The sequence below is a fragment of the Paracoccus sp. NIOT.M2S5SZ12 genome, assembly GCF_057748165.1.
Genome location: NZ_JBYLFR010000001.1, coordinates 226,722 through 244,850 on the forward strand (window position 1 = coordinate 226,722; position 18,129 = coordinate 244,850).

Here is an 18,129-nt window from a genome sequence, read left to right on the forward strand (position 1 = left end):
GAGGACCCCATGAGCATCGAGCAGACCCTGGCCGACAAGGGCATCACCCTTCCCGCAGCGCCCATGCCGGCGGCTAATTACGTCCCCTTCGTGCAGACCGGCAACCTGGTCTTCATCTCGGGCCAGATCAGCGCGGACGAGAACGGCCTGATCACCGGCAAGCTGGGCGACACGACCGGCCTGGAGGAGGGTGTCGCCGCCGCACGCCGCTGCGGGCTGGCGCTGATTGCGCAGCTGAAATCCGCCATCGGCGATCTGGACCGCGTGACGCGGGTGGTCAAGCTGACCGGCTTCGTGAACTCCACCCCCGATTTCACCGATCAGCCCAAGGTCATCAACGGCTGCTCCGACCTGATGGTCGAGGTCTTCGGCGAGGCCGGGCGCCATTCCCGCGCTGCGGTGTCCGCGCCCTCGCTGCCCTTCGGCGTCGCGGTCGAGATCGAAGCCGTGTTCGAGGTCCGCTGATGCTGGACGACCGCTTCCTGACGGTGCCCATCACCCATCGCGGCCTGCATGGCGCAGGGGTCCCCGAGAACAGCCTGGCCGCCGCCCGCGCCGCGATCGAGGCGGGCTACGGCATCGAATGCGACATCCAGCCGGGGCCGGACGGGGTGCCGCTGGTCTTTCACGACTATCGGCTGAAGCGGCTGACCGGGGCCGAGGGCGTGATCGGCGCGACCGATGCGCAGACGCTGGCCGGCCTTCGCCTGATGGGCACGGATGAGCCGGTCCCGACCCTGGCGCAGTTCCTGGAGCTGATCGCGGGCCGCGTGCCGCTGCTGATCGAGATCAAGGACCAGGACGGCGCCTGCGGCTCCGATGTCGGCACGCTGCCCGCCCGCGTGGCCGAGGCGCTGTCGGGCTATGACGGGCCGGTGGCGGTCATGTCCTTCAACCCGCACATGATCGCGGCCTTCCGCGCCGCGGCGCCGGATGTGCCGGTGGGCCTGACCACCTGCGACTTTCCGCTAGCCGACTGGCCGCAGGTGCCGCCCGCCCGGCGCGACGAACTGGCCCAGATCCGCGACTTCGACGCGGTGGGGGCCTGCTTCATTTCGCATGACAAGGGCGATCTGGACAATCCGCGCGTCGATGCGCTGCGCGCGCAGGGCGTTCCGGTGCTGACCTGGACCATCCGCAGCGCCGCCGAGGAGGAGGCCGCCCGCCGCGTCGCCACGAACATCACCTTCGAAGGCTATCGCGCGGCCCTCTGATCCGCCAGGCCCTTCTTCTTCACTCAAATATCCAAATCCGCCGATGCCGCCCCGTGCGACATCGGCGGGGACTGACAATGCCCGCGGCCATGCCTATCTTGCCGGGCATGACCGACATCATGACCCTGACCACCCACCCTTCGATCGCCGCCATCGACCCGACGGTCTGGGACGGTCTGGGCGACGGCAACCCGTTCACCACGCACCGCTTCCTCTTCGCGCTGGAGCAGTCGCGATCCGTGGGCACCGGCACCGGCTGGCAGCCGCTGCACCTGACGCTGGAGCGCGACGGGCAGACCGTCGCGGCGGCGCCGCTTTACGCCAAGTCGCACAGCCAGGGCGAATACATCTTCGATCATGCCTGGGCGCAGGCCTATGCGCGGGCGGGCGGGCGCTATTACCCCAAGCTGCAATGCGCGGTGCCCTTCACCCCCGCCACCGGCGCGCGCCTGCTGGCGCGCGACGACGAGGCCCGCGCGGGCCTTCTGGCGGGGCTGATGCAGGTGGCCGGGCGGCTGGACATGTCGGGGGCGCATGTCACCTTCTGCACCGGACACGAGGCCGATCTGGGCGAGGCGGCGGCGTTCCTGCCGCGCGTGACGCAGCAGTACCACTGGCTGAACCGCGGCTATGACAGCTATGAGGATTTCCTGGGTGCGCTGTCCTCGCGCAAGCGCAAGGACCTGCGGAAGGAACGCGCCCGGGCGCAGGCCTTTGGCGGCACGATCCGGCAGCTGACCGGCGACGACCTGAAGCCGCATCACTGGGACGCGTTCTGGGAGTTCTATCAGGACACCGGCGCCCGCAAATGGGGGCAGCCCTATCTGACGCGGGCCTTCTTCGACCGCATCCAGGATACCATGCGCGACGACATCCTGCTGGTTCTGGCAGAGGTTGACGGCCGGCCCATCGCGGGGGCGCTGAACTTCCTCGGGCCGGACGCGATCTATGGCCGCTACTGGGGCTGCGTCGCCGAGCACGCCTTCCTGCATTTCGAGCTGTGCTATCACCAGGCCATCGATCATGCGATCGCGCAGGGGCTGGCGCGGGTCGAGGCGGGGGCGCAGGGCGATCACAAGCTGGCCCGCGGATACGAGCCGGTGCCGATCCATTCGCTGCACTGGGTGCGCGATCCGGGCTTTCTGCGCGCGCTGGAGACCTACCTGGATCAGGAGCGCGACGCGATGGGGGCCGAGATCGAGGCGCTGGCCGATTTCACCCCGTTCCGGAAGGGCGACCCGTCGCCGTGAGCGCGCCATTGCGTCCCGCGAAGGGCCGGGGGGCCAGCCCCCCGGACCCCCCGGTGTCGCGCGGGCCGTCCGGCGTCAGACCTTTTCCAGCAGCGCCTCTCCGGCGCTGACCGAACAGGTGCCGCGGCTGTCCTCGACGTCGATCGTCGCGACCACCCCGTCCTCGACCAGCGCGGCAAAGCGCTTGCAGCGCCCGAAGAAGCCGACCGGGGGTGCGGTGAAGTCGAGGCCCAGGGCCTTGGTCACGCTGCCGTCGGCATCGGCCAGGACCTCGATGCCGGCCTCGGTCGCGCCGGTCTGCTCGGCCCAGGCCTTGGCCACGAAGGGATCGTTCACGGTGATGCAGACGATGCGCGACACGCCCTTGGCGCGGAAGGCGTCGGCATTGCGCACGAAGCTGGGCATATGCGCATTCGTGCAGGTGCCGGTGAAGGCGCCGGGCAGGCCGAACAGCGCGACCTTGCCCTGCATCAGGCCGGCGGTGTCGACGGCCTCGGGGCCGGCCTCGCCCACGCGCAGCAATTGGCCCTGAGGCAGCTTGTCTCCGGCGGTGATGGTCATGGAACGCTCCTGAATTGCAACGGATTCGCGGCGACTATAGGGTGCGCCGGACGGACAGGCCAGCAGGGGACGCGGGATGCGCATCGTGATCGTGGGAGGGGGGCAGGCGGCGGCCTCGATGGCCGCGCGGCTGCGCGCCAAGGGGCATGAGGGCGCGCTGACCGTGATCGGCGACGAACCGGCAGCCCCCTATCAGCGCCCGCCTTTGTCCAAGGCCTATCTGCTGGGCCAGATGGGGCTGGACCGCCTGACGCTGCGCGCGCCCGAATGGTGGCGCGACCAGGGGATCGCGCTGCACCTGTCGGAGACCGCCCTGTCGATCGACGCGGATGCCCGCGTGCTGCACACCGACCGGGGCGCGCATCCCTATGACGCGCTGGCGCTGACCACGGGGGCCGCGCCGCGCCGCCTGCCCGCCGCGATGGGCGGCGACCTGCCCGGAACGCATGTGGTGCGCGGCCTGGCCGACGTCGACGCGCTGGTGCCCGAGCTGCGCGAGGGGCGGCGGCTGGTGGTGATCGGCGGCGGCTATATCGGGCTGGAGGCCGCGGCGGTCGCGCGCAGGCTGGGGCTGGAGGTCACGCTGATCGAGGCGGCGCCGCGCATCCTGGGCCGCGTGGCGGCGGCCGAGACCGCCGACCTGGTGCGCGACCTGCACCGCGCGCATGGCGTCGCCATCCTGGAGGGCACGGCGATCAGCCGCATCACCGGCACGGCGCGCGCCGACGGAGTGGCGCTGACCGACGGGCGCCACATCCCGGCGGATGTGGTGGTCATGGGCATCGGCGTGCTGCCGCGGACCGACCTCGCGCAGACCGCGGGTCTGGTCCTGGACGACGGCATCGCCACCGACGGCCACGGACGGACCTCGGACCCGGCGATCTGGGCCGCGGGCGACTGCGCCAGCACGCCCTGGCAGGGCGGCAGGTTGCGGCTGGAAAGCGTAGGCGGCGCGATCGACATGGCCGAATGCGTGGCCGACAACATGCTGGGCGCCGGTCGCGACTATGCGCCCCGGCCGTGGTTCTGGTCGGATCAGTTCGACGCGAAACTCCAGATCGCGGGCCTGAATGCGGGTCACGACCAGGTCGTCACGCGGGCGGGTCAGGGCGATCACGCGGCCTCGGTCTGGTACTTCCGTGCGGGGAGGCTGATCGCGGTCGACGCGCTGAACGACGCGCGCGCCTACATGGTCGGCAAGCGGCTGATCGACGCGGGGCAGAGCTGCGATCCGCAGGCGGTCGTCGCGGCCCCGGACCTGCGGGCGCTTCTGGCATGACCCGGCCCGGGCACGCGGGCGGCCCAGGGGGGTGCGGGGGGCAGGATGCCCCCCGCGGCCACCGCGGGACGCAATCATGAGGATCGTCGGCGGCACGCTGCGCGGCCTGAAGCTGGCCGAACTGGGCGCGGGCGATCCCGCGGCCCAGTTGCGCCCCACCACCGACCGGGTGCGCGAGGCGATCTTCAACCTGCTGGTCAACGGACGTCAGGGCAATCCGCTGGCCGGCGCGCGGGTGCTGGACCTGTTCGCAGGCACCGGCGCCTTGGGCCTCGAGGCGCTGTCGCGCGGCGCGGCGGAGGCGGTGCTGGTCGATGACGGGGCCAAGGCGCTGGACCTGATCCGCCGCAACATCGACAGGACCCGCACGAGCGACCGCGTCTCGGTGCTGCGCCGCGACGCGACGCGCCTGCCGCCGCCGGAGGGCGCGCCCTTTCAGGTGGTCTTCCTCGATCCGCCCTATGGTCGCGGCCTCGGCGAAAGGGCCATGGCGGCGGCGCTGGCGGGCGGCTGGCTGGCGCCCGGTGCGACCGTCATGTGGGAGGAGAGCCAGCCGCCCGCGCTGCCCCCCGCCCTGACGCTGCTGGACCGGCGCCGCTACGGCGACACCGTGGTCACGCTGGCGCGGCTGGAGGCCTGATCTCCGCTCAGGCCGACCGGGCGATGCTGGCCGCCGCGGCCTCCAGCGCGCCGCGGCCATGCGGGATGTCCAGCGCGGTCAGGCCCGCCTCGATGGCGCCAAGCGTGCCCAGCAGGACGCCCGCATTGCAATGGCCCATATGCGCGATGCGCAGCGCCCCCGTCGGATCGGGCGCACCCAGACCCACCCCGAGCGTCACGCCGCATTCGCGCACCGTCCAGGCCCGCAGCGCATCCGCGCCGGGCAGGGTGACCGCGGTGACCGCGGGCGCGCGCGCCGCGGCCTCGGCCACCGACAGCCGGACCGCGCCCGCCGTGCCCCAGGCATCGACGGCGGCCCAGGTCGCCTGCGCCAGACGGGCGTGACGGTGCCAGACGGCCTCCAGCCCCTCCTCGTCCAGGATCATCGTCAGCGCCTCGGCCAGGGCATAGATCTGCTGGACCGGCGGCGTGCCGCCCCACCAGCGCCACAGCGCGTCCGACTGCGCCCGCAGATGCCAGTCCCACCACGGCGATGTCAGCGCCGTCCGCCCCCGCGCCGCCGCCTTGTCCGAGAACCAGACGAAGACCGTGCCGGGCAGCGTTATCAGCCCCTTCTGGCTGGCCGCGATCAGCACGTCGACGCCCCATTCGTCCATCTTCATCGGCGCGCAGCCCAAGGACGCGATGGCATCCACCACCAAGAGCGCCGGGTGATCGCCCATCGCCGCGCGCAGCGCCGGGATGTCGGCCAGCGTGGCCGTGGCGGTGTCCGTCTGGCAGACCATCACCGCACGGATGCGGCCTTCGGGGTCGCGGGCCAGCCGTTCGGCCAGCCGCGCCGGGTCCGGGGCGGCGGCGCCGAAATCCAGCCGTTCGACCGTGACGCCCAGACCCTCGGTCATCTCGGCCCAGGACCGGCCGAAATGGCCATGCGTCAGCACCAGCGCCAGATCGCCGGGTGCGAACATGTTGGCGCTGGCGGCCTCCCACCCGGCATGGCCGTTGCCGATATAGGGCGCCAGATGCGCCCGCGTGCCGGCCAGCCGCTTCAGCTGGTCCATGACCTGCAGGTTCAGCTGCGCCAGCTCGTCGGCATAGATGTCCGGAGAGGCGCGATGCGCCGCCGCCAGGACGCGGGCGGGCACCGGGGAGGGGCCGGGAATGGCGATCAGGTCGGGGCCGGGGGCAGGGGGCATCGCGGGGCTTTCCTTCACAACGTGCAAGATCGGTAGGGCCACGGCGCCGCCGCGTCAACGGGGCTTGGCCCGGGGGTCGCAGGGGCTTCGCCTTGTGGGGACCCGGCGGGCTGGGGTATGGCTGTGCCAACCCCATCGGGGGCCGGACCCGTCCGGTCCCGCCGCAGAAAGGCCAGAGAACAGCCGTGGACCCCCGACAGGACAGCCCCTCCCGCCTGATTGCCGCCACCTCCGCCCGCGGCCCCGCCGCCGCGCCGGCGCCCCAGGGCGACCGGGTGCCGGGCCTGCTGCGCCGCCTGTGGGACGACTATCTGCGCCCGCACCGGATGCGCATGGGGCTGGCCTTCCTGCTGATGACCGTCGAGGGCTCCACGCTGGCGCTGATCAGCTGGATGCTGAAGCCACTGTTCGACCTGGTGTTCATCGGCAAGCAGCCGGGGGCGATCTGGTGGGTGGGGGCCGCGATCTTCGGCATCTTCCTGCTGCGCGCGGTGACGCTGGTCACCAGCCGGGCCCTGCTGACGACGATCTCGCTGTCAGTCTCGACCGCGATGCAGACGCAGCTTCTGGCGCATATCCTGACGCTGGACAGCCGCTTCTTCCGCGACAACGCCCCCGGCGCGATGATTGAGCGCATCCAGGGCGACACCATCGCGGTCCAGGGGGTCTGGGCCACGCTGATCACGGGGGCCACGCGCGACGCGATCAGCCTGGCGATGCTGTTCGGGGTGGCGCTGACCATCGACCCGGTCTGGACCCTGGGCGCGCTGGTGGGCGCGCCGATCCTGATCATGCCCGCCGCGATCGTGCAGAAATACATCCGCCGCAAGGTGCGCCAGAACCGCGCCAATGCCAGCTTGCGCGCCACCCGACTGGACGAGGTGCTGCACGGCATCGCCTCGATCCGCCTGAACCGGGCCGAGGCCGACCAGACCGCGCGCTTTGCCCGCATCGTCGGCAACATCCGCAAGGCCGAGACCAAGGTCGCCGCCACCTCCAGCGTCATCCCGGCGCTGACCGACGTCGTCACCGGCATCGGCTTCATCGCGGTGCTGGCCCTGGGCGGCAACGAGGTCATGGAGGGCGAACGCAGCGTCGGCGACTTCATGGCCTTCTTCACCGCGCTGGCCCTGGCCTTCCAGCCGATGCGCCGCCTCGGCGGCATCGCCGGGGTCTGGCAGACCGCCGCCGCCAGCCTGGAGCGCATCTATCAGGTGCTGGACGCGCGCCCCTCGGTCGTGTCCGGCCCGCGCGTCACCCCGCCCGATACGACGCGCATCGCGCTGGAGGATGTCTGGCTGTCCTATGACGGGCAGGTCGTGCTGCACGGGCTGACCTTCACCGCCGAGGCCGGGCAGACCACCGCGCTGGTCGGTCCGTCGGGCGCGGGCAAGTCCACCGTCTTCAACCTGCTGACGCGCATGGTCGATCCGGACCGGGGCCAGGTCACTTTGGGCGGCGCGCCGGTCAGCGACTATGACCTCGGCGTGCTGCGCGACCAGTTCTCGACCGTGGCGCAGGAATCGGCCCTGTTCGACGAGAGCCTGCGCGACAACATCCTGATGGGCCGCCCCGACGCGTCGGAGGAGGATCTTCAGGCGGCGCTGACGGCCGCCAATGTCAGCAACTTCCTGGATGACGGCCGCACCCTGGACAGCCGCGTCGGCCCGCGCGGATCGGCCCTGTCGGGCGGCCAGCGCCAGCGCGTGGCCATCGCCCGCGCGCTTCTGCGCGACGCGCCGGTGCTGCTTCTGGACGAGGCGACCAGCGCGCTGGACACGGCCAGCGAGCGCCTGGTCCAGGATGCGCTGGACCGGCTGTCGGCGGGGCGCACCACGCTGGTCATCGCGCATCGCCTGTCCACCATCCGCAATGCCGACAAGATCGTGGTGATGGAGGCGGGCAGGGTTGTCGAGGAGGGCAGCCATGACCAGTTGATGGCCAAGGGCGGCGCCTATGCCCGCCTGGTCGCGCTGCAGTTCGGAGGGGAAGAATGAGCCGCCAGATCATCCGACTGCCCGGCGAGGACCGCATCGCGTTCCTGCAAGGTCTGGTCACCAACGACATCCGCCGCGCGCCCTGCTGGACCGCGCTGCTGACGCCGCAGGGCAAGTATCTGGCCGATTTCCTGGTCGTGCCCGAGGGCGAGGCGCTGCTGATCGACGTGGATGCGCGGCTGGCGGACGACCTGATGCGCCGCCTGTCGATGTACAGGCTGCGCAGCAAGGTCGCGCTGGAGGCGGTGGAGATGCCCGTGGCGCGCGGCACCGGCGATGCACCCGAGGGCGCGGTGGCCGACCCGCGTCACCCGGCCTTGGGCTGGCGGCATTACGGGACGGCGGGCGATGACGGCAGCGATTGGGACGCGATCCGGGTCGCCCATTGCATCCCCGAGACGCTGGTCGAGCTGATCCCGAACGAGACCTACATCCTCGAGGCCGGGTTCGAACGCCTGCACGGCGTCGATTTCCGCAAGGGCTGCTATGTGGGCCAGGAGGTCACCGCGCGGATGAAGCACAAGACCGAATTGCGCAAGGGCCTGACCACTCTGCGCATCGAGGGCGCGGCGCCCATCGGCACGCCCATCACCGCGGATGGGCGCGAGGTCGGCGCGGTCTTCACCCAGTCCGGCGGGCAGGCCATCGCCCATGTGCGCCACGACCGCGTGGCCCCCGACATGCAGGCCGGCGAGGCGCGGCTGTTCCCGCTGTGAGCGACCCCGCGCCGGGGCTGCGCAAGATCATCCATATCGACATGGATGCCTTCTTCGCCTCGGTCGAGCAGCGCGATTTCCCCGAACTGCGCGGCAAGCCGGTGGCCGTGGGCGGATCGGCCGCGCGCGGCGTCGTGGCCGCCGCCAGCTATGAGGCGCGCCGCTTCGGGGTGCGCTCGGCCATGCCGTCGGTCACGGCGGCGCGGCTGTGCCCGGACCTGATCTTCGTGCGCCACCGGTTTGATGTCTACAAGCAGGTGAGCGGGCAGATCCGCGACATCTTCCTGGACTACACGCCCCTGGTCGAGCCGCTGTCCCTGGACGAGGCCTATCTGGACGTGACCGACCACCTGCAGGGCCGCACCGCGACCAAGATCGCCGCCGAGATCCGCGCCCGCATCCGCGCGGCCACCGCCCTGACCGCCAGCGCGGGCGTCAGCTACAACAAGTTCCTGGCCAAGCTGGCATCCGACCAGAACAAGCCCGACGGGCTCTGCGTGATCACCCCCGAACAGGGGCCGGATTTCGTGCTGTCCCTGCCGGTGGGCAAATTCCACGGCGTGGGGCCCGCCACGGCGGCCAAGATGCAGGCCATGGGCATCGCCATCGGCGCGGACCTGCGCGCGCAGGACCTGGACTTCCTGCTGCGGCGGTTCGGCAAGTCGGGGCGCTATTACTGGAACATCGCGCGGGGCATCGACCACCGTCGGGTCAGCCCCGACCGCATCCGCAAGTCGGTGGGGGCCGAGAACACCTATTCCGCCGACATCATGGCGCTGGAGGCGGCGCTGGAGGCACTGGAGCCCTTGGCCGCCAAGGTCTGGGCGGCCGTCGCGCGCCACGAGCTGCGCGGTCGCACGGTGACGCTGAAGGTCAAGTTCAGCGACTTTCAGCAGATCACCCGCGCCCGCAGCCTGGGCCATGCGGTCGCGACGCAGGACGAACTGCTGGCCATCGCCCGCGATCTGGCGCGCGGCGTGTTGCCGGACCCTCGCGGCGCGCGGCTGCTGGGCGTGACCCTGTCGGGCTTCGAGACCCCCGACGATGGCCCCGCCCAGCTGTCGCTGTTCGACGACGGGCGGGGCTGAGCGCCGGTCACGGCAGGCGCGTCACGACTCCGATCTGATGGCGCGCCAGAGCCGCCACGAATTCGGCGTGGCGCGTGCGATAGGTGTCCTTCATCCGCGCCAGGCGCTCGTCGGACAGGTCCTCGGCCAGGGTGCCGGCCAGGCCCTTGCGCGCGAATTCGCCCGTGGTCATGCGCGGCACGCCGAAGAAGTCGGCCAGCTCCTCGACGCGGTTGTCATGGGCCAGCATCACCGTCGGCCGCCCGGCATGCAGCGAGGCCACGCCGCCGTGGAAACGGTCGCCCACATAGACGTCATGGGCATGGGCCGCCTGACGCCAGGCCGCCGAATCGTTGAAGTAGTAATAGCGGCGGAACGAGACCGGCAGCCCGTTCTCGGCGCTCAGCATCGCGTTCAGGGACGCGGCATCGGCCATGCAGGTGGCCTCGTTGTAGCCGAAGGGCCGGTTGGCCAGATCGCCATAGGCGAAGAACTCGTCCTGGAAGACGTAGGAGGCCGACAGACCCTTCATGGCGCGCACCAGCGCCGCGCCGCGGGCCTGGTTGTGCCCGTCGCGGGTGGTGACATAGCCCGCGGTCAGCACCTCGGCCTGCTGGCCCTTGGCGCGCAGCTCGGCCGTGTCGATCTCCAGGATCGACTGCGGATAGCAGTAGAGGCTGGGGCAGCCCAGGGCAACCGCGTTGCCGAAGCCGTTCTGGTGCAGCCAGTCGCGCGTCTCCAGGCCGCGCACGCCCATGACCAGCGCGTCGTTGTTGAACAGCGACAGCAGGTCGCGGACCGACGGGTGCAGGTCGGCCAGGGGCGCGCGGCCCTGCTTGCCCATGCCCAGGACGACGATGGGGATGCGCCCCACCAGCGGTTTCAGGGCGTTCAGCAGGCGCGTCATGTCCAGACGCGGGCGGATCATGTTGGCCAGCGACAGCACCAGAAGGTCGAAATTGTCGCCGACGAGGGTGGCGTAACGCTCTCCCAGCATCTTCTGCAGGGCGGCGATGTTGGTGTTGGCCGAACGGGCCGGGTCGCAGGCGAGGATGCGGGACGGGGCCTCGCCATGGATCAGGTTGCCGCGGTTGCCGGTCAGGTCATGGCTGGGCTTGATGCCCGCCAGCGTGTCGACGATGCCGTACTGGACCCCGCCGAGCGAGGGCAGTCGGGTCGCCGGGCGCACGAAGGTGGAGCCGGGGCCATGAAACAGTATTCTCATCGTCGCTGCCTTCCGAAAATCAAAAGGCCCGTCCGGGGGATGATCCCGGACGGGCGTCGATGTCACCGCTATCACGTCGCGGGGCGGGCTCGCAACCGGCTGGCCCGCAGCCGTGCGGGATCAGGCGCGTTCGCTGTATTCGAACATCTCGGTATTGACGATGATCGCCTCGCCCTCGCCCACGAAGGGCGGGATCATGATGCGCACGCCGTTGTCCAGGATCGCCGGCTTGTAGCTGTTGGCGGCGGTCTGGCCCTTCACGACCGGCTCGGTCTCGGCGACGGTGCAGGTGACCTTCTGCGGGATCGAGACCGACAGGGCCTCCTCGCCGTAATATTCGATGGTGGCGGTCATGCCGTCCTGCAGGAAGGGGCGGCGGTCGCCCAGCAGGTCGGCGTCTAGCTCGGTCTGCTCGAAGGTCTCGCTGTCCATGAAGACCAGCTTGCCGTCGGTTTCGTAGAGGAACTGCTGGTCCTTCTGGTCCAGGCGCACGCGCTCGACCTTGTCCTCCGAGCGGAAGCGCTCGTTCAGCTTGCGGCCGTCGCGCAGGTTCTTCAGTTCCACCTGGGCGAAGGCGCCGCCCTTGCCGGGCTTGACGTGGCTGACCTTGACGGCGGCCCACAGACCCCCGTCATGTTCCAGGATGTTGCCGGGGCGGATTTCGTTGCCGTTGATCTTGGGCATGGGATGATGACTCACGGGGGTTGCGGAAATGTCGGAGCGTCGCGGCAGGGGCCGTTGAACGATCTGTTGCGCCTCCTATATCGAGACAGGTCTGGACAGGCAACCAGATCGGTTTGGCGGCGTTGTCAAGCCGGGATGGGCGTTCACGCGGCGTCATGCGCACCGGGAGGGGACGATTTTTCCCGCGGAATGCGTGTCATGCAGTATGGACATGGCTGACATGCAGTTGAGGGGATATCGAATCGGCGTCGCGAAGGTCTAAGCCAAGCGGCACCGTCGGAGAAACGGATCGAAGAAACAGGGGAACGTCAAGTTTTCCCCGCAAGGGTTTCATTTCCCCATGAAACCCCAAGAGATGGACGACACAAGATGCGCGATTTTGTTGACGGCTCGGCCTTCAATTTCGAACAGGGCCAGCGCGCCCGCAAGCTGTTTGCGGCGGTTGTTCTGGCGGCCCTTGATGATGCCATTGCGGATGACAAGAAGTACGGCAACGGCCCCGAGCAGATCGCCCGCTGGGCCCGTTCGCGCGACGGCCGCGAGGTGCTGTCCTGCGCCGGCATCGACCCGAACGAGCGCGTGGTGAAGGGGCTGATGGAATTCGTGTCCAAGGGCGTGCGCACCTCGGTCGCGCTGTCGCGCGAGGAGAGCGAGCGCCGCATGGCCGCCGAGGCCGAGGAAGCCGAAGCCGCCTGAGGAACCCTGCCGGATTTCTGGATCGCCGGGCCGCCCGATGGGCGGCCTTCGGCATTCTCACAGTCGCGTGATGACGCGCTGCGAATAGAAGTGCCTCACATCTTCGGCATCGCACAGGTCGGTCGCGGGGGTCGTCACCGCCGCCGACGCGGCCGCGGTGCCCAGGGCCAGCGCCTCCTGCACCGGCCAGCCGCGCGCCATGGCCAGCACGAAGCCCGCGACGAAGCTGTCGCCCGCGCCCACCGCGCTGACCACCCGGACGGGGGCTGCGGCCGCGTGCCAGGCCCCGTCGGGTCCGGCCACGATCGATCCGTCCGCGCCGCGCGCCACGATCACCGACCGCGCCGCCCCGTCGCGCACCAGACCGGCCGCAAAGGCCGCGCTGTCGCTGCGCAGGGGCAGGGGGCGGCCGGCCAGGGCCTCGGCCTCCAGGCTGTCCATGCGCAGCACGTCCACCGGGATCGACGATCCGGCCAGCGCGCGCAGCGCCTCGCCCGAGGCATCGACCAGCAGGCGCGCGCGCCCGTCCTTCAGGCGCACGGTCAGCATCTGCTCGAATCCCGGCGCGATGCCGGGCGGGTTCGAGCCGGACATGACCACCCAGCCCCCGGCCAGCGCGGCCTCGGCGATGGCGGCTATGGTGCCGGGCAGCTGCGTCATGTGCCATTCCGGCCCCGGCATGACGAAGCGGTACTGCGTGCCGCTGGCGCGATCGGTGACGGCCAGGGACTGGCGCGTCTCGCCCGGCGCGGTCAGGCGCAGCAGGCTGAGGCCCGCGGCCTTCAGTAGATCGGCCAGCCGCGTGCCCGTGGCCCCGCCCAGGGCGACCATGGCCGTGGACTGGCCGCCGATGATCTTGATCGCGCGGCTGACATTGATGCCGCCGCCGCCCGGATCGGCGCGTGGCTTGTCGCAGCGCAGCTTGAGGTCGGGCACGACCGCATCGGCGGCGGTCGCCAGGTCCAGCGCCGGGTTCAGCGTGACGGTCAGGATCGGGGCCTGACCGCTCATGTCACTCCCACCATTGGTCGATGGTGGCAATGTCCTCGTCGGACCAGCCGAAGTGGTGGGCCATCTCATGCGTGACGATATGGACGACCAGATCGCCCAGGGTGACATCCCCGCGCGCGGCCCATTCGTCCAGGATCGGGCGGCGGAACAGCCAGATGATGTCCGGGCCGCCGGGCTGGTCGGCGATGGACTTCTCGGTCAGGGGTATGCCGTCATAGAGGCCGGTCAGCTCGAACGGGTCGTCGATCTGCAGCTCGTCCAGCACGTCCTCGGGGGCGAATTCGGCCACCTGCAGGGCGACTTGGGCGGCCGCCTCGCGGAACTCGGGGGGCAGGCCGGTCAGCGCGCTGCGGGCCATGGCCTCGATCCGGGCGGCGTCGGGGGCGGTCACGGCATCCCAGTCTGTCATTGCGGCGTCTCCTGCGTCCATGCCCCCGATATGGACAAAAATGCCCGGCTGTGAAAGAGCAACAGCAACAGGAGACGAGCCATGACCATCACCCGCTTCGCGCCCTCGCCCACCGGCCATATCCATGTCGGCAACCTGCGCACCGCGCTGTTCAACTATCTGATCGCCCGCAAGTCCGGCGGCACCTTCATCCTGCGCCTGGACGACACCGACCAGGAGCGCAGCAAGCAGGAATATGTCGACGGCATCCAGCGCGACCTGGACTGGCTGGGCCTGCATTGGGACCGGGTCGAGCGTCAGTCGCTGCGGCTGGACCGCTATCGCGCCGAGGCGGATGCGCTGCGCGCCTCGGGGCGCCTCTACGAGGTGTTCGAGACCCCGGTCGAGCTGGACCTGAAGCGCAAGAAGCTGCTGAACATGGGCCGCCCGCCGGTCTATGACCGCACCGGCCTGTCGCTGTCGGACGCGGACAAGGACCGCCTGCGGGCCGAGGGGCGCGAGGGATACTGGCGCTTTCTGCTGGACCAGAACCGGATCGAATGGACCGACGGCATCCTGGGCGACATCTCGATCGACGCGGCATCGGTCAGCGACCCGGTGCTGATCCGCGCGGATGGGCAGGTGCTGTACACCTTCGCCAGCAGCGTGGACGATACCGACATGGGCGTGACCCATATCGTGCGCGGCTCGGACCACGTGACCAACACCGCGACCCAGATCCAGATCATCCAGGCCATCGGCGGCATGCCCCCGGCCTTTGCGCACCATTCGCTGCTGACCGGCGCCAAGGGCGAGGAGCTGTCCAAGCGGATCGGCGCGCTGTCGCTGAAGGATCTGCGCGAGGGCGGCGTGGCGCCCGAGGCGCTGATCAGCCTGATGGCGCGGTTGGGGTCGGGGGTGCCGGTGGGGCTGGCCTCGCTGGACGAGCTGGCCGAGAGCTTCGATCTGGGGCAGTTCGGCGCCTCGCCCACCAAGTTCGATGCCGAGGACCTGTGGCCGCTGACGCGCGAGCGCAACCAGGCGCTGCCCTTCGCGGCGGTGGCCGGGCGCATCGCGGCCCTGGGCGTGCCTGACGACCAGGCCGAGCGGTTCTGGCGCGTGGCGTCCCAGAACATCACCCGGCTGGACGACCTGGCCGACTGGTGGCGCATCTTCAGCGAGGGCGCCGAGCCGCAGATCGACCCCGAAGATGCCGATTTCGTGGCCCGGGCCATGACCCTGCTGCCCGAGGGGCCGTTCACCGACGCGACCTGGGGCGAGTGGACCGCGGCCGTCAAGGAGGCGACCGGCCGCAAGGGCAAGGGCCTGTTCATGCCGCTGCGCAAGGCCGTGACCGGCCAGGCGCACGGGCCGGACATGTCGGACGTGATGCCGCTGCTGCGCGTGGTCAAGGCGCGCGCCTGATTGCGTCCCGCGACGGCGGGGGGCTGGCCGCCCCCCGCACCCCCCGCCCGCGCGACAATCGAAGGCGGTCGCATGGGGTCGGGGGCAGATGCCCGCTGCATCGCGCGGCAGGGCCTGCTAGGCTCGCGCATGCAGGCCCGGTGCGACAGGACCGCCGGGAGGGAGGATCAGCATGACCGGACACCCCATCGACATGGCCATCCACCCCGAAGTCGCGGCGTTTCTGGACGATGCGACGAACACGATCAGCTATGTCGTCCGCGACCCGGCGTCGGACGCCTGCGCGGTGGTCGATTCGGTGATGGACCTGGACTATGCGGCGGGACGCATCACCCATGAGGGCGCCGACCGCATCATCGCCCATATCCGCGCGCACGGGCTGCGCCTGGACTGGATCATCGAGACCCATGTCCATGCCGACCACCTGTCCGCCGCGCCCTATCTCCAGGACACCCTGGGCGGGCGCATCGGCATCGGCGCGCGCATCCGCGAGGTGCAGGACACCTTCGGCCGGATCTTCAACGAAGGCACCGCGTTCCAGCGCGACGGCAGCCAGTTCGACGCGCTGTTCGCGGATGGCGACGTCTATCACGTGGGGACCATGCCGGTCCTGGCGATGGCCACGCCGGGGCACACGCCCGCCTGCATGACCCATGTCATGGGCGATGCGGCCTTCGTGGGCGACACGCTGTTCATGCCGGACGGCGGCTCGGCGCGGGCCGATTTTCCGGGGGGCGATGCCGGGGTGCTCTATGACAGCATCCAGCGCGTGCTGGCCCTGCCGGACCGCATGCGGCTGTTCATGTGCCACGATTACGGCCCGAACGGCCGCGAGATCCGGTGGGAGACCACCGTCGCCGAGGAGCGGGCGCACAACATCCATGTCGGCGGCGGCCGCAGCCGCGATGACTTCATCCGCTTTCGCACTGAACGCGATGCGACGCTGCCCGTGCCGCGGCTGATCCTGCCGTCGCTTCAGGTGAACATGCGCGCCGGAGAGATGCCCGTGGACGGGGAAGGGCGCCCGATGCTCAAGGTTCCGGTGAACGGGCTGTGACCGGGCAGGGCGACCGTCGGCGATGAAGACCCTGCGCGACTATTTCCCGATCCTGGACTGGGGCCGCCGCTATGACCGGGCGGCGCTGTCGGACGATCTGCTGGCGGCGGTGATCGTGACGATCATGCTGATCCCGCAGTCGCTGGCCTATGCGCTTCTGGCGGGGCTGCCGGCGCAGGCGGGGCTCTATGCCTCCATCGTGCCGATCATGCTCTATGCGGTCTTCGGGACCAGCCGGGCGCTGGCCGTGGGGCCGGTGGCGGTGGTGTCGCTGATGACGGCCGCCGCCATCGGCACCGTCGCCGAACAGGGCAGCATGGGTTACGCGGCGGCCGCGCTGACGCTGGCCTTCCTGTCGGGGGCGATCCTGGTCCTGATGGGGCTGTTGCGCCTGGGTTTCGCGGCCAACTTCCTGTCGCATCCGGTCATCGCGGGCTTCATCACCGCATCGGGCATTCTGATCGCGACCAGCCAGGCGGGCCACATCCTGGGCGTCGGCGCCGGCGGCCATACCCTGCCCGAGATGCTGTCATCGCTGATCCGCGCCCTGCCGCAGACGAATGGGGTGACGCTGGCCATCGGGCTGAGCGCCACCGCCTTCCTGTTCTGGGTCCGGCGCGGGCTGAAGCCGCTTCTGCGGCGTGCGGGCCTGGGCGCGCGGGCCGCGGATATCGTGACCAAGGCCGGACCGGTCCTGGCGGTCGTGGCCAGCACGCTGGCGGTCTGGGGCCTGGACCTGGAAACGCAGGGCGTGCGCGTCGTGGGCGCGGTGCCGCAGGGGCTGCCGCCGCTGACCATGCCGCCGCTGAGCGCGGATCTGGTCGGGGCGCTGATCGTGCCGGCGGCCCTGATCTCGGTCATCGGCTTCGTCGAATCGGTCTCGGTCGCGCAGACCCTGGCAGCCAAGCGCCGCCAGCGCATCGACCCCGACCAGGAGCTGATCGGCCTGGGCGCGGCCAATCTGGGCGCGGCCTTCACCGGGGGGATGCCGGTCACGGGGGGCTTCGCGCGGTCGGTGGTCAATTTCGACGCGGGTGCCGCGACGGCGGCGGCGGGGGCCTTCACCTCCGTGGGGCTGGCCGTCGCGGCCGTGGCGCTGACGCCGCTGATCTTTCATCTGCCCATTGCCACCTTGGCCGCGACGATCATCGTGGCGGTGCTGTCGCTGGTCGATCTGGGCATCCTGCGCCGGGCCTGGGCCTATTCGCGCACCGATTTCCTGGCCGTGGCGGCGACGATCCTGGCCACGCTGACGATGGGGGTGGAGGCGGGCGTGTCCTCGGGCGTGGCGCTGTCCATCGCGCTGCATCTCTACAAGACCTCGCGCCCGCATGTGGCCGAGATGGGGCTGGTCCCCGGCACCCAGCATTTCCGCAACATCCTGCGCCATGACGTGCGGACCGACCCCGCCATCCTGACGCTGCGCATCGACGAGAGCCTCTATTTCGCCAATGCCCGCTTCCTGGAGGACCTGCTGGCCGAGCGCGTGACGCCCGACTGTGCGCTGCGCCACGTGGTGCTGATGTGCTCGGCCGTGAACGAGATCGACCTCAGCGCGCTGGAGAGCCTGGAGGCCATCGCCCACCGGCTGGACAGCATGGGCATCGCGCTGCACCTGTCGGAGGTCAAGGGTCCCGTCATGGACCGCCTGAAGGCCACCGACTTTCTGGCGCATCTGTCGGGGCGGGTGTTCCTGTCGCAATACGATGCCTGGGTCGCGTTGTCGGGGCCGCGCGGGGGGC

General features: G+C 70.5%; 17 protein-coding genes and 1 pseudogene. 12 read left to right on the forward strand and 6 right to left on the reverse strand.

The window, feature by feature from the left end:
• Positions 1 to 9: 9 nt before the first annotated feature.
• The 3 genes from AC2SGK_RS01135 to AC2SGK_RS01145 all read left to right on the forward strand — a co-directional run bounded on the left by AC2SGK_RS01135 (position 10) and on the right by AC2SGK_RS01145 (position 2,464).
• Positions 10 to 465 carry a RidA family protein gene (locus tag AC2SGK_RS01135; protein WP_488321762.1) on the forward strand — a complete coding sequence of 152 codons (456 nt, stop codon included), beginning with the start codon at positions 10 to 12 and terminating at the stop codon, positions 463 to 465.
• Entirely contained in the window at positions 465 to 1,214 is a 750-nt protein-coding gene (locus AC2SGK_RS01140; protein ID WP_488321763.1) for a glycerophosphodiester phosphodiesterase family protein, read from the forward strand. Before AC2SGK_RS01135 ends, AC2SGK_RS01140 begins: the two co-directional genes overlap by 1 nt.
• A gap of 107 nt (positions 1,215 to 1,321) precedes the next feature.
• Positions 1,322 to 2,464, forward strand: a complete 1,143-nt coding sequence (locus tag AC2SGK_RS01145; RefSeq protein ID WP_488321764.1) for a GNAT family N-acetyltransferase — start codon at positions 1,322 to 1,324, stop codon at positions 2,462 to 2,464.
• Between the two features lie 75 nt (positions 2,465 to 2,539).
• Here AC2SGK_RS01145 and AC2SGK_RS01150 read toward each other — a convergent pair whose 3' ends face one another.
• Positions 2,540 to 3,025, reverse strand: coding sequence for a redoxin family protein (locus AC2SGK_RS01150; protein WP_488321765.1), 486 nt, complete (start codon positions 3,023 to 3,025; stop codon positions 2,540 to 2,542).
• 76 nt (positions 3,026 to 3,101) lie between these two features.
• Here AC2SGK_RS01150 and AC2SGK_RS01155 point away from each other — a divergent pair, with 76 nt between their 5' ends.
• Both AC2SGK_RS01155 and rsmD read left to right on the forward strand, forming a co-directional pair.
• Entirely contained in the window at positions 3,102 to 4,304 is a 1,203-nt protein-coding gene (locus tag AC2SGK_RS01155) for an NAD(P)/FAD-dependent oxidoreductase (protein WP_488321766.1), read from the forward strand.
• A gap of 76 nt (positions 4,305 to 4,380) precedes the next feature.
• Entirely contained in the window at positions 4,381 to 4,944 is a 564-nt protein-coding gene (gene rsmD / locus AC2SGK_RS01160) for a 16S rRNA (guanine(966)-N(2))-methyltransferase RsmD (RefSeq protein ID WP_488321767.1), read from the forward strand.
• Positions 4,945 to 4,951: 7 nt separating this feature from the next.
• Here rsmD and AC2SGK_RS01165 read toward each other — a convergent pair whose 3' ends face one another.
• The gene (locus tag AC2SGK_RS01165; protein ID WP_488321768.1) at positions 4,952 to 6,121 is read right to left on the reverse strand and encodes a pyridoxal-phosphate-dependent aminotransferase family protein; all 1,170 of its coding nucleotides are present in this window, start codon (positions 6,119 to 6,121) and stop codon (positions 4,952 to 4,954) included.
• 326 nt (positions 6,122 to 6,447) lie between these two features.
• On the opposite strand from AC2SGK_RS01165, the gene AC2SGK_RS01170 reads away from it, so the two are divergent.
• Genes AC2SGK_RS01170 through dinB form a run of 3 tightly spaced genes read left to right on the forward strand, consistent with a single transcriptional unit; the run spans position 6,448 to position 9,922 of the window.
• Positions 6,448 to 8,118: an ABC transporter ATP-binding protein gene (locus AC2SGK_RS01170; RefSeq protein ID WP_488321892.1), complete on the forward strand. Its 1,671-nt coding sequence runs from the start codon at positions 6,448 to 6,450 to the stop codon at positions 8,116 to 8,118.
• Positions 8,115 to 8,834 (forward strand): CAF17-like 4Fe-4S cluster assembly/insertion protein YgfZ, encoded by a 720-nt coding sequence (gene ygfZ / locus AC2SGK_RS01175; RefSeq protein ID WP_488321769.1) that lies wholly within the window; start codon positions 8,115 to 8,117, stop codon positions 8,832 to 8,834. The genes AC2SGK_RS01170 and ygfZ overlap by 4 nt, the downstream gene beginning before the upstream one ends.
• On the forward strand, positions 8,831 to 9,922 hold the full coding sequence (dinB, locus tag AC2SGK_RS01180; protein WP_488321770.1) for a DNA polymerase IV: 1,092 nt from the start codon (positions 8,831 to 8,833) through the stop codon (positions 9,920 to 9,922). The genes ygfZ and dinB overlap by 4 nt, the downstream gene beginning before the upstream one ends.
• A gap of 7 nt (positions 9,923 to 9,929) precedes the next feature.
• Here the strand turns inward: dinB and AC2SGK_RS01185 are convergent, their stop codons facing one another.
• Positions 9,930 to 11,126, reverse strand: coding sequence for a polysaccharide pyruvyl transferase family protein (locus AC2SGK_RS01185; RefSeq protein ID WP_488321771.1), 1,197 nt, complete (start codon positions 11,124 to 11,126; stop codon positions 9,930 to 9,932).
• Positions 11,127 to 11,246: 120 nt separating this feature from the next.
• Complete coding sequence (gene efp / locus AC2SGK_RS01190; protein ID WP_488321772.1) at positions 11,247 to 11,810, reverse strand: elongation factor P; 564 nt, start codon at positions 11,808 to 11,810, stop codon at positions 11,247 to 11,249.
• A gap of 369 nt (positions 11,811 to 12,179) precedes the next feature.
• On the opposite strand from efp, the gene AC2SGK_RS01195 reads away from it, so the two are divergent.
• A complete protein-coding gene (locus tag AC2SGK_RS01195; protein WP_042251710.1) occupies positions 12,180 to 12,506 on the forward strand; it encodes a DUF6280 family protein in 327 nt (108 codons plus the stop codon).
• Between the two features lie 57 nt (positions 12,507 to 12,563).
• On the opposite strand, the gene AC2SGK_RS01200 is transcribed toward AC2SGK_RS01195, so the two are convergent.
• Together AC2SGK_RS01200 and AC2SGK_RS01205 are read right to left on the reverse strand one after the other, a co-directional pair.
• Positions 12,564 to 13,517 carry a 1-phosphofructokinase family hexose kinase gene (locus AC2SGK_RS01200; RefSeq protein WP_488321773.1) on the reverse strand — a complete coding sequence of 318 codons (954 nt, stop codon included), beginning with the start codon at positions 13,515 to 13,517 and terminating at the stop codon, positions 12,564 to 12,566.
• Between the two features lies 1 nt (position 13,518).
• A complete protein-coding gene (locus tag AC2SGK_RS01205) occupies positions 13,519 to 13,926 on the reverse strand; it encodes a metallopeptidase family protein (RefSeq protein WP_488321774.1) in 408 nt (135 codons plus the stop codon).
• Between the two features lie 81 nt (positions 13,927 to 14,007).
• Here AC2SGK_RS01205 and gltX point away from each other — a divergent pair, with 81 nt between their 5' ends.
• From gltX to AC2SGK_RS01220, 3 genes and pseudogenes are all read left to right on the forward strand, one after another.
• On the forward strand, positions 14,008 to 15,330 hold the full coding sequence (gene gltX / locus AC2SGK_RS01210) for a glutamate--tRNA ligase (protein ID WP_488321775.1): 1,323 nt from the start codon (positions 14,008 to 14,010) through the stop codon (positions 15,328 to 15,330).
• Between the two features lie 172 nt (positions 15,331 to 15,502).
• The gene (locus AC2SGK_RS01215; protein WP_488321776.1) at positions 15,503 to 16,387 is read left to right on the forward strand and encodes an MBL fold metallo-hydrolase; all 885 of its coding nucleotides are present in this window, start codon (positions 15,503 to 15,505) and stop codon (positions 16,385 to 16,387) included.
• Positions 16,388 to 16,409: 22 nt separating this feature from the next.
• Positions 16,410 to 18,113: pseudogene (locus tag AC2SGK_RS01220) on the forward strand (SulP family inorganic anion transporter); the annotation flags it as partial.
• Positions 18,114 to 18,129 lie beyond the last annotated feature (16 nt).

Coding starts and splice junctions, on each gene's coding strand:
- AC2SGK_RS01135 (WP_488321762.1), top strand. CDS start 10: ATGAGCATCGAGCAGACCCTGGCCGACAAGGGCATCACCCTTCCCGCA.
- AC2SGK_RS01140 (WP_488321763.1), top strand. CDS start 465: ATGCTGGACGACCGCTTCCTGACGGTGCCCATCACCCATCGCGGCCTG.
- AC2SGK_RS01145 (WP_488321764.1), top strand. CDS start 1,322: ATGACCGACATCATGACCCTGACCACCCACCCTTCGATCGCCGCCATC.
- AC2SGK_RS01150 (WP_488321765.1), bottom strand. CDS start 3,025: ATGACCATCACCGCCGGAGACAAGCTGCCTCAGGGCCAATTGCTGCGC.
- AC2SGK_RS01155 (WP_488321766.1), top strand. CDS start 3,102: ATGCGCATCGTGATCGTGGGAGGGGGGCAGGCGGCGGCCTCGATGGCC.
- rsmD (WP_488321767.1), top strand. CDS start 4,381: ATGAGGATCGTCGGCGGCACGCTGCGCGGCCTGAAGCTGGCCGAACTG.
- AC2SGK_RS01165 (WP_488321768.1), bottom strand. CDS start 6,121: ATGCCCCCTGCCCCCGGCCCCGACCTGATCGCCATTCCCGGCCCCTCC.
- AC2SGK_RS01170 (WP_488321892.1), top strand. CDS start 6,448: ATGCGCATGGGGCTGGCCTTCCTGCTGATGACCGTCGAGGGCTCCACG.
- ygfZ (WP_488321769.1), top strand. CDS start 8,115: ATGAGCCGCCAGATCATCCGACTGCCCGGCGAGGACCGCATCGCGTTC.
- AC2SGK_RS01185 (WP_488321771.1), bottom strand. CDS start 11,126: ATGAGAATACTGTTTCATGGCCCCGGCTCCACCTTCGTGCGCCCGGCG.
- efp (WP_488321772.1), bottom strand. CDS start 11,810: ATGCCCAAGATCAACGGCAACGAAATCCGCCCCGGCAACATCCTGGAA.
- AC2SGK_RS01195 (WP_042251710.1), top strand. CDS start 12,180: ATGCGCGATTTTGTTGACGGCTCGGCCTTCAATTTCGAACAGGGCCAG.
- AC2SGK_RS01200 (WP_488321773.1), bottom strand. CDS start 13,517: ATGAGCGGTCAGGCCCCGATCCTGACCGTCACGCTGAACCCGGCGCTG.
- AC2SGK_RS01205 (WP_488321774.1), bottom strand. CDS start 13,926: ATGACAGACTGGGATGCCGTGACCGCCCCCGACGCCGCCCGGATCGAG.
- gltX (WP_488321775.1), top strand. CDS start 14,008: ATGACCATCACCCGCTTCGCGCCCTCGCCCACCGGCCATATCCATGTC.
- AC2SGK_RS01215 (WP_488321776.1), top strand. CDS start 15,503: ATGACCGGACACCCCATCGACATGGCCATCCACCCCGAAGTCGCGGCG.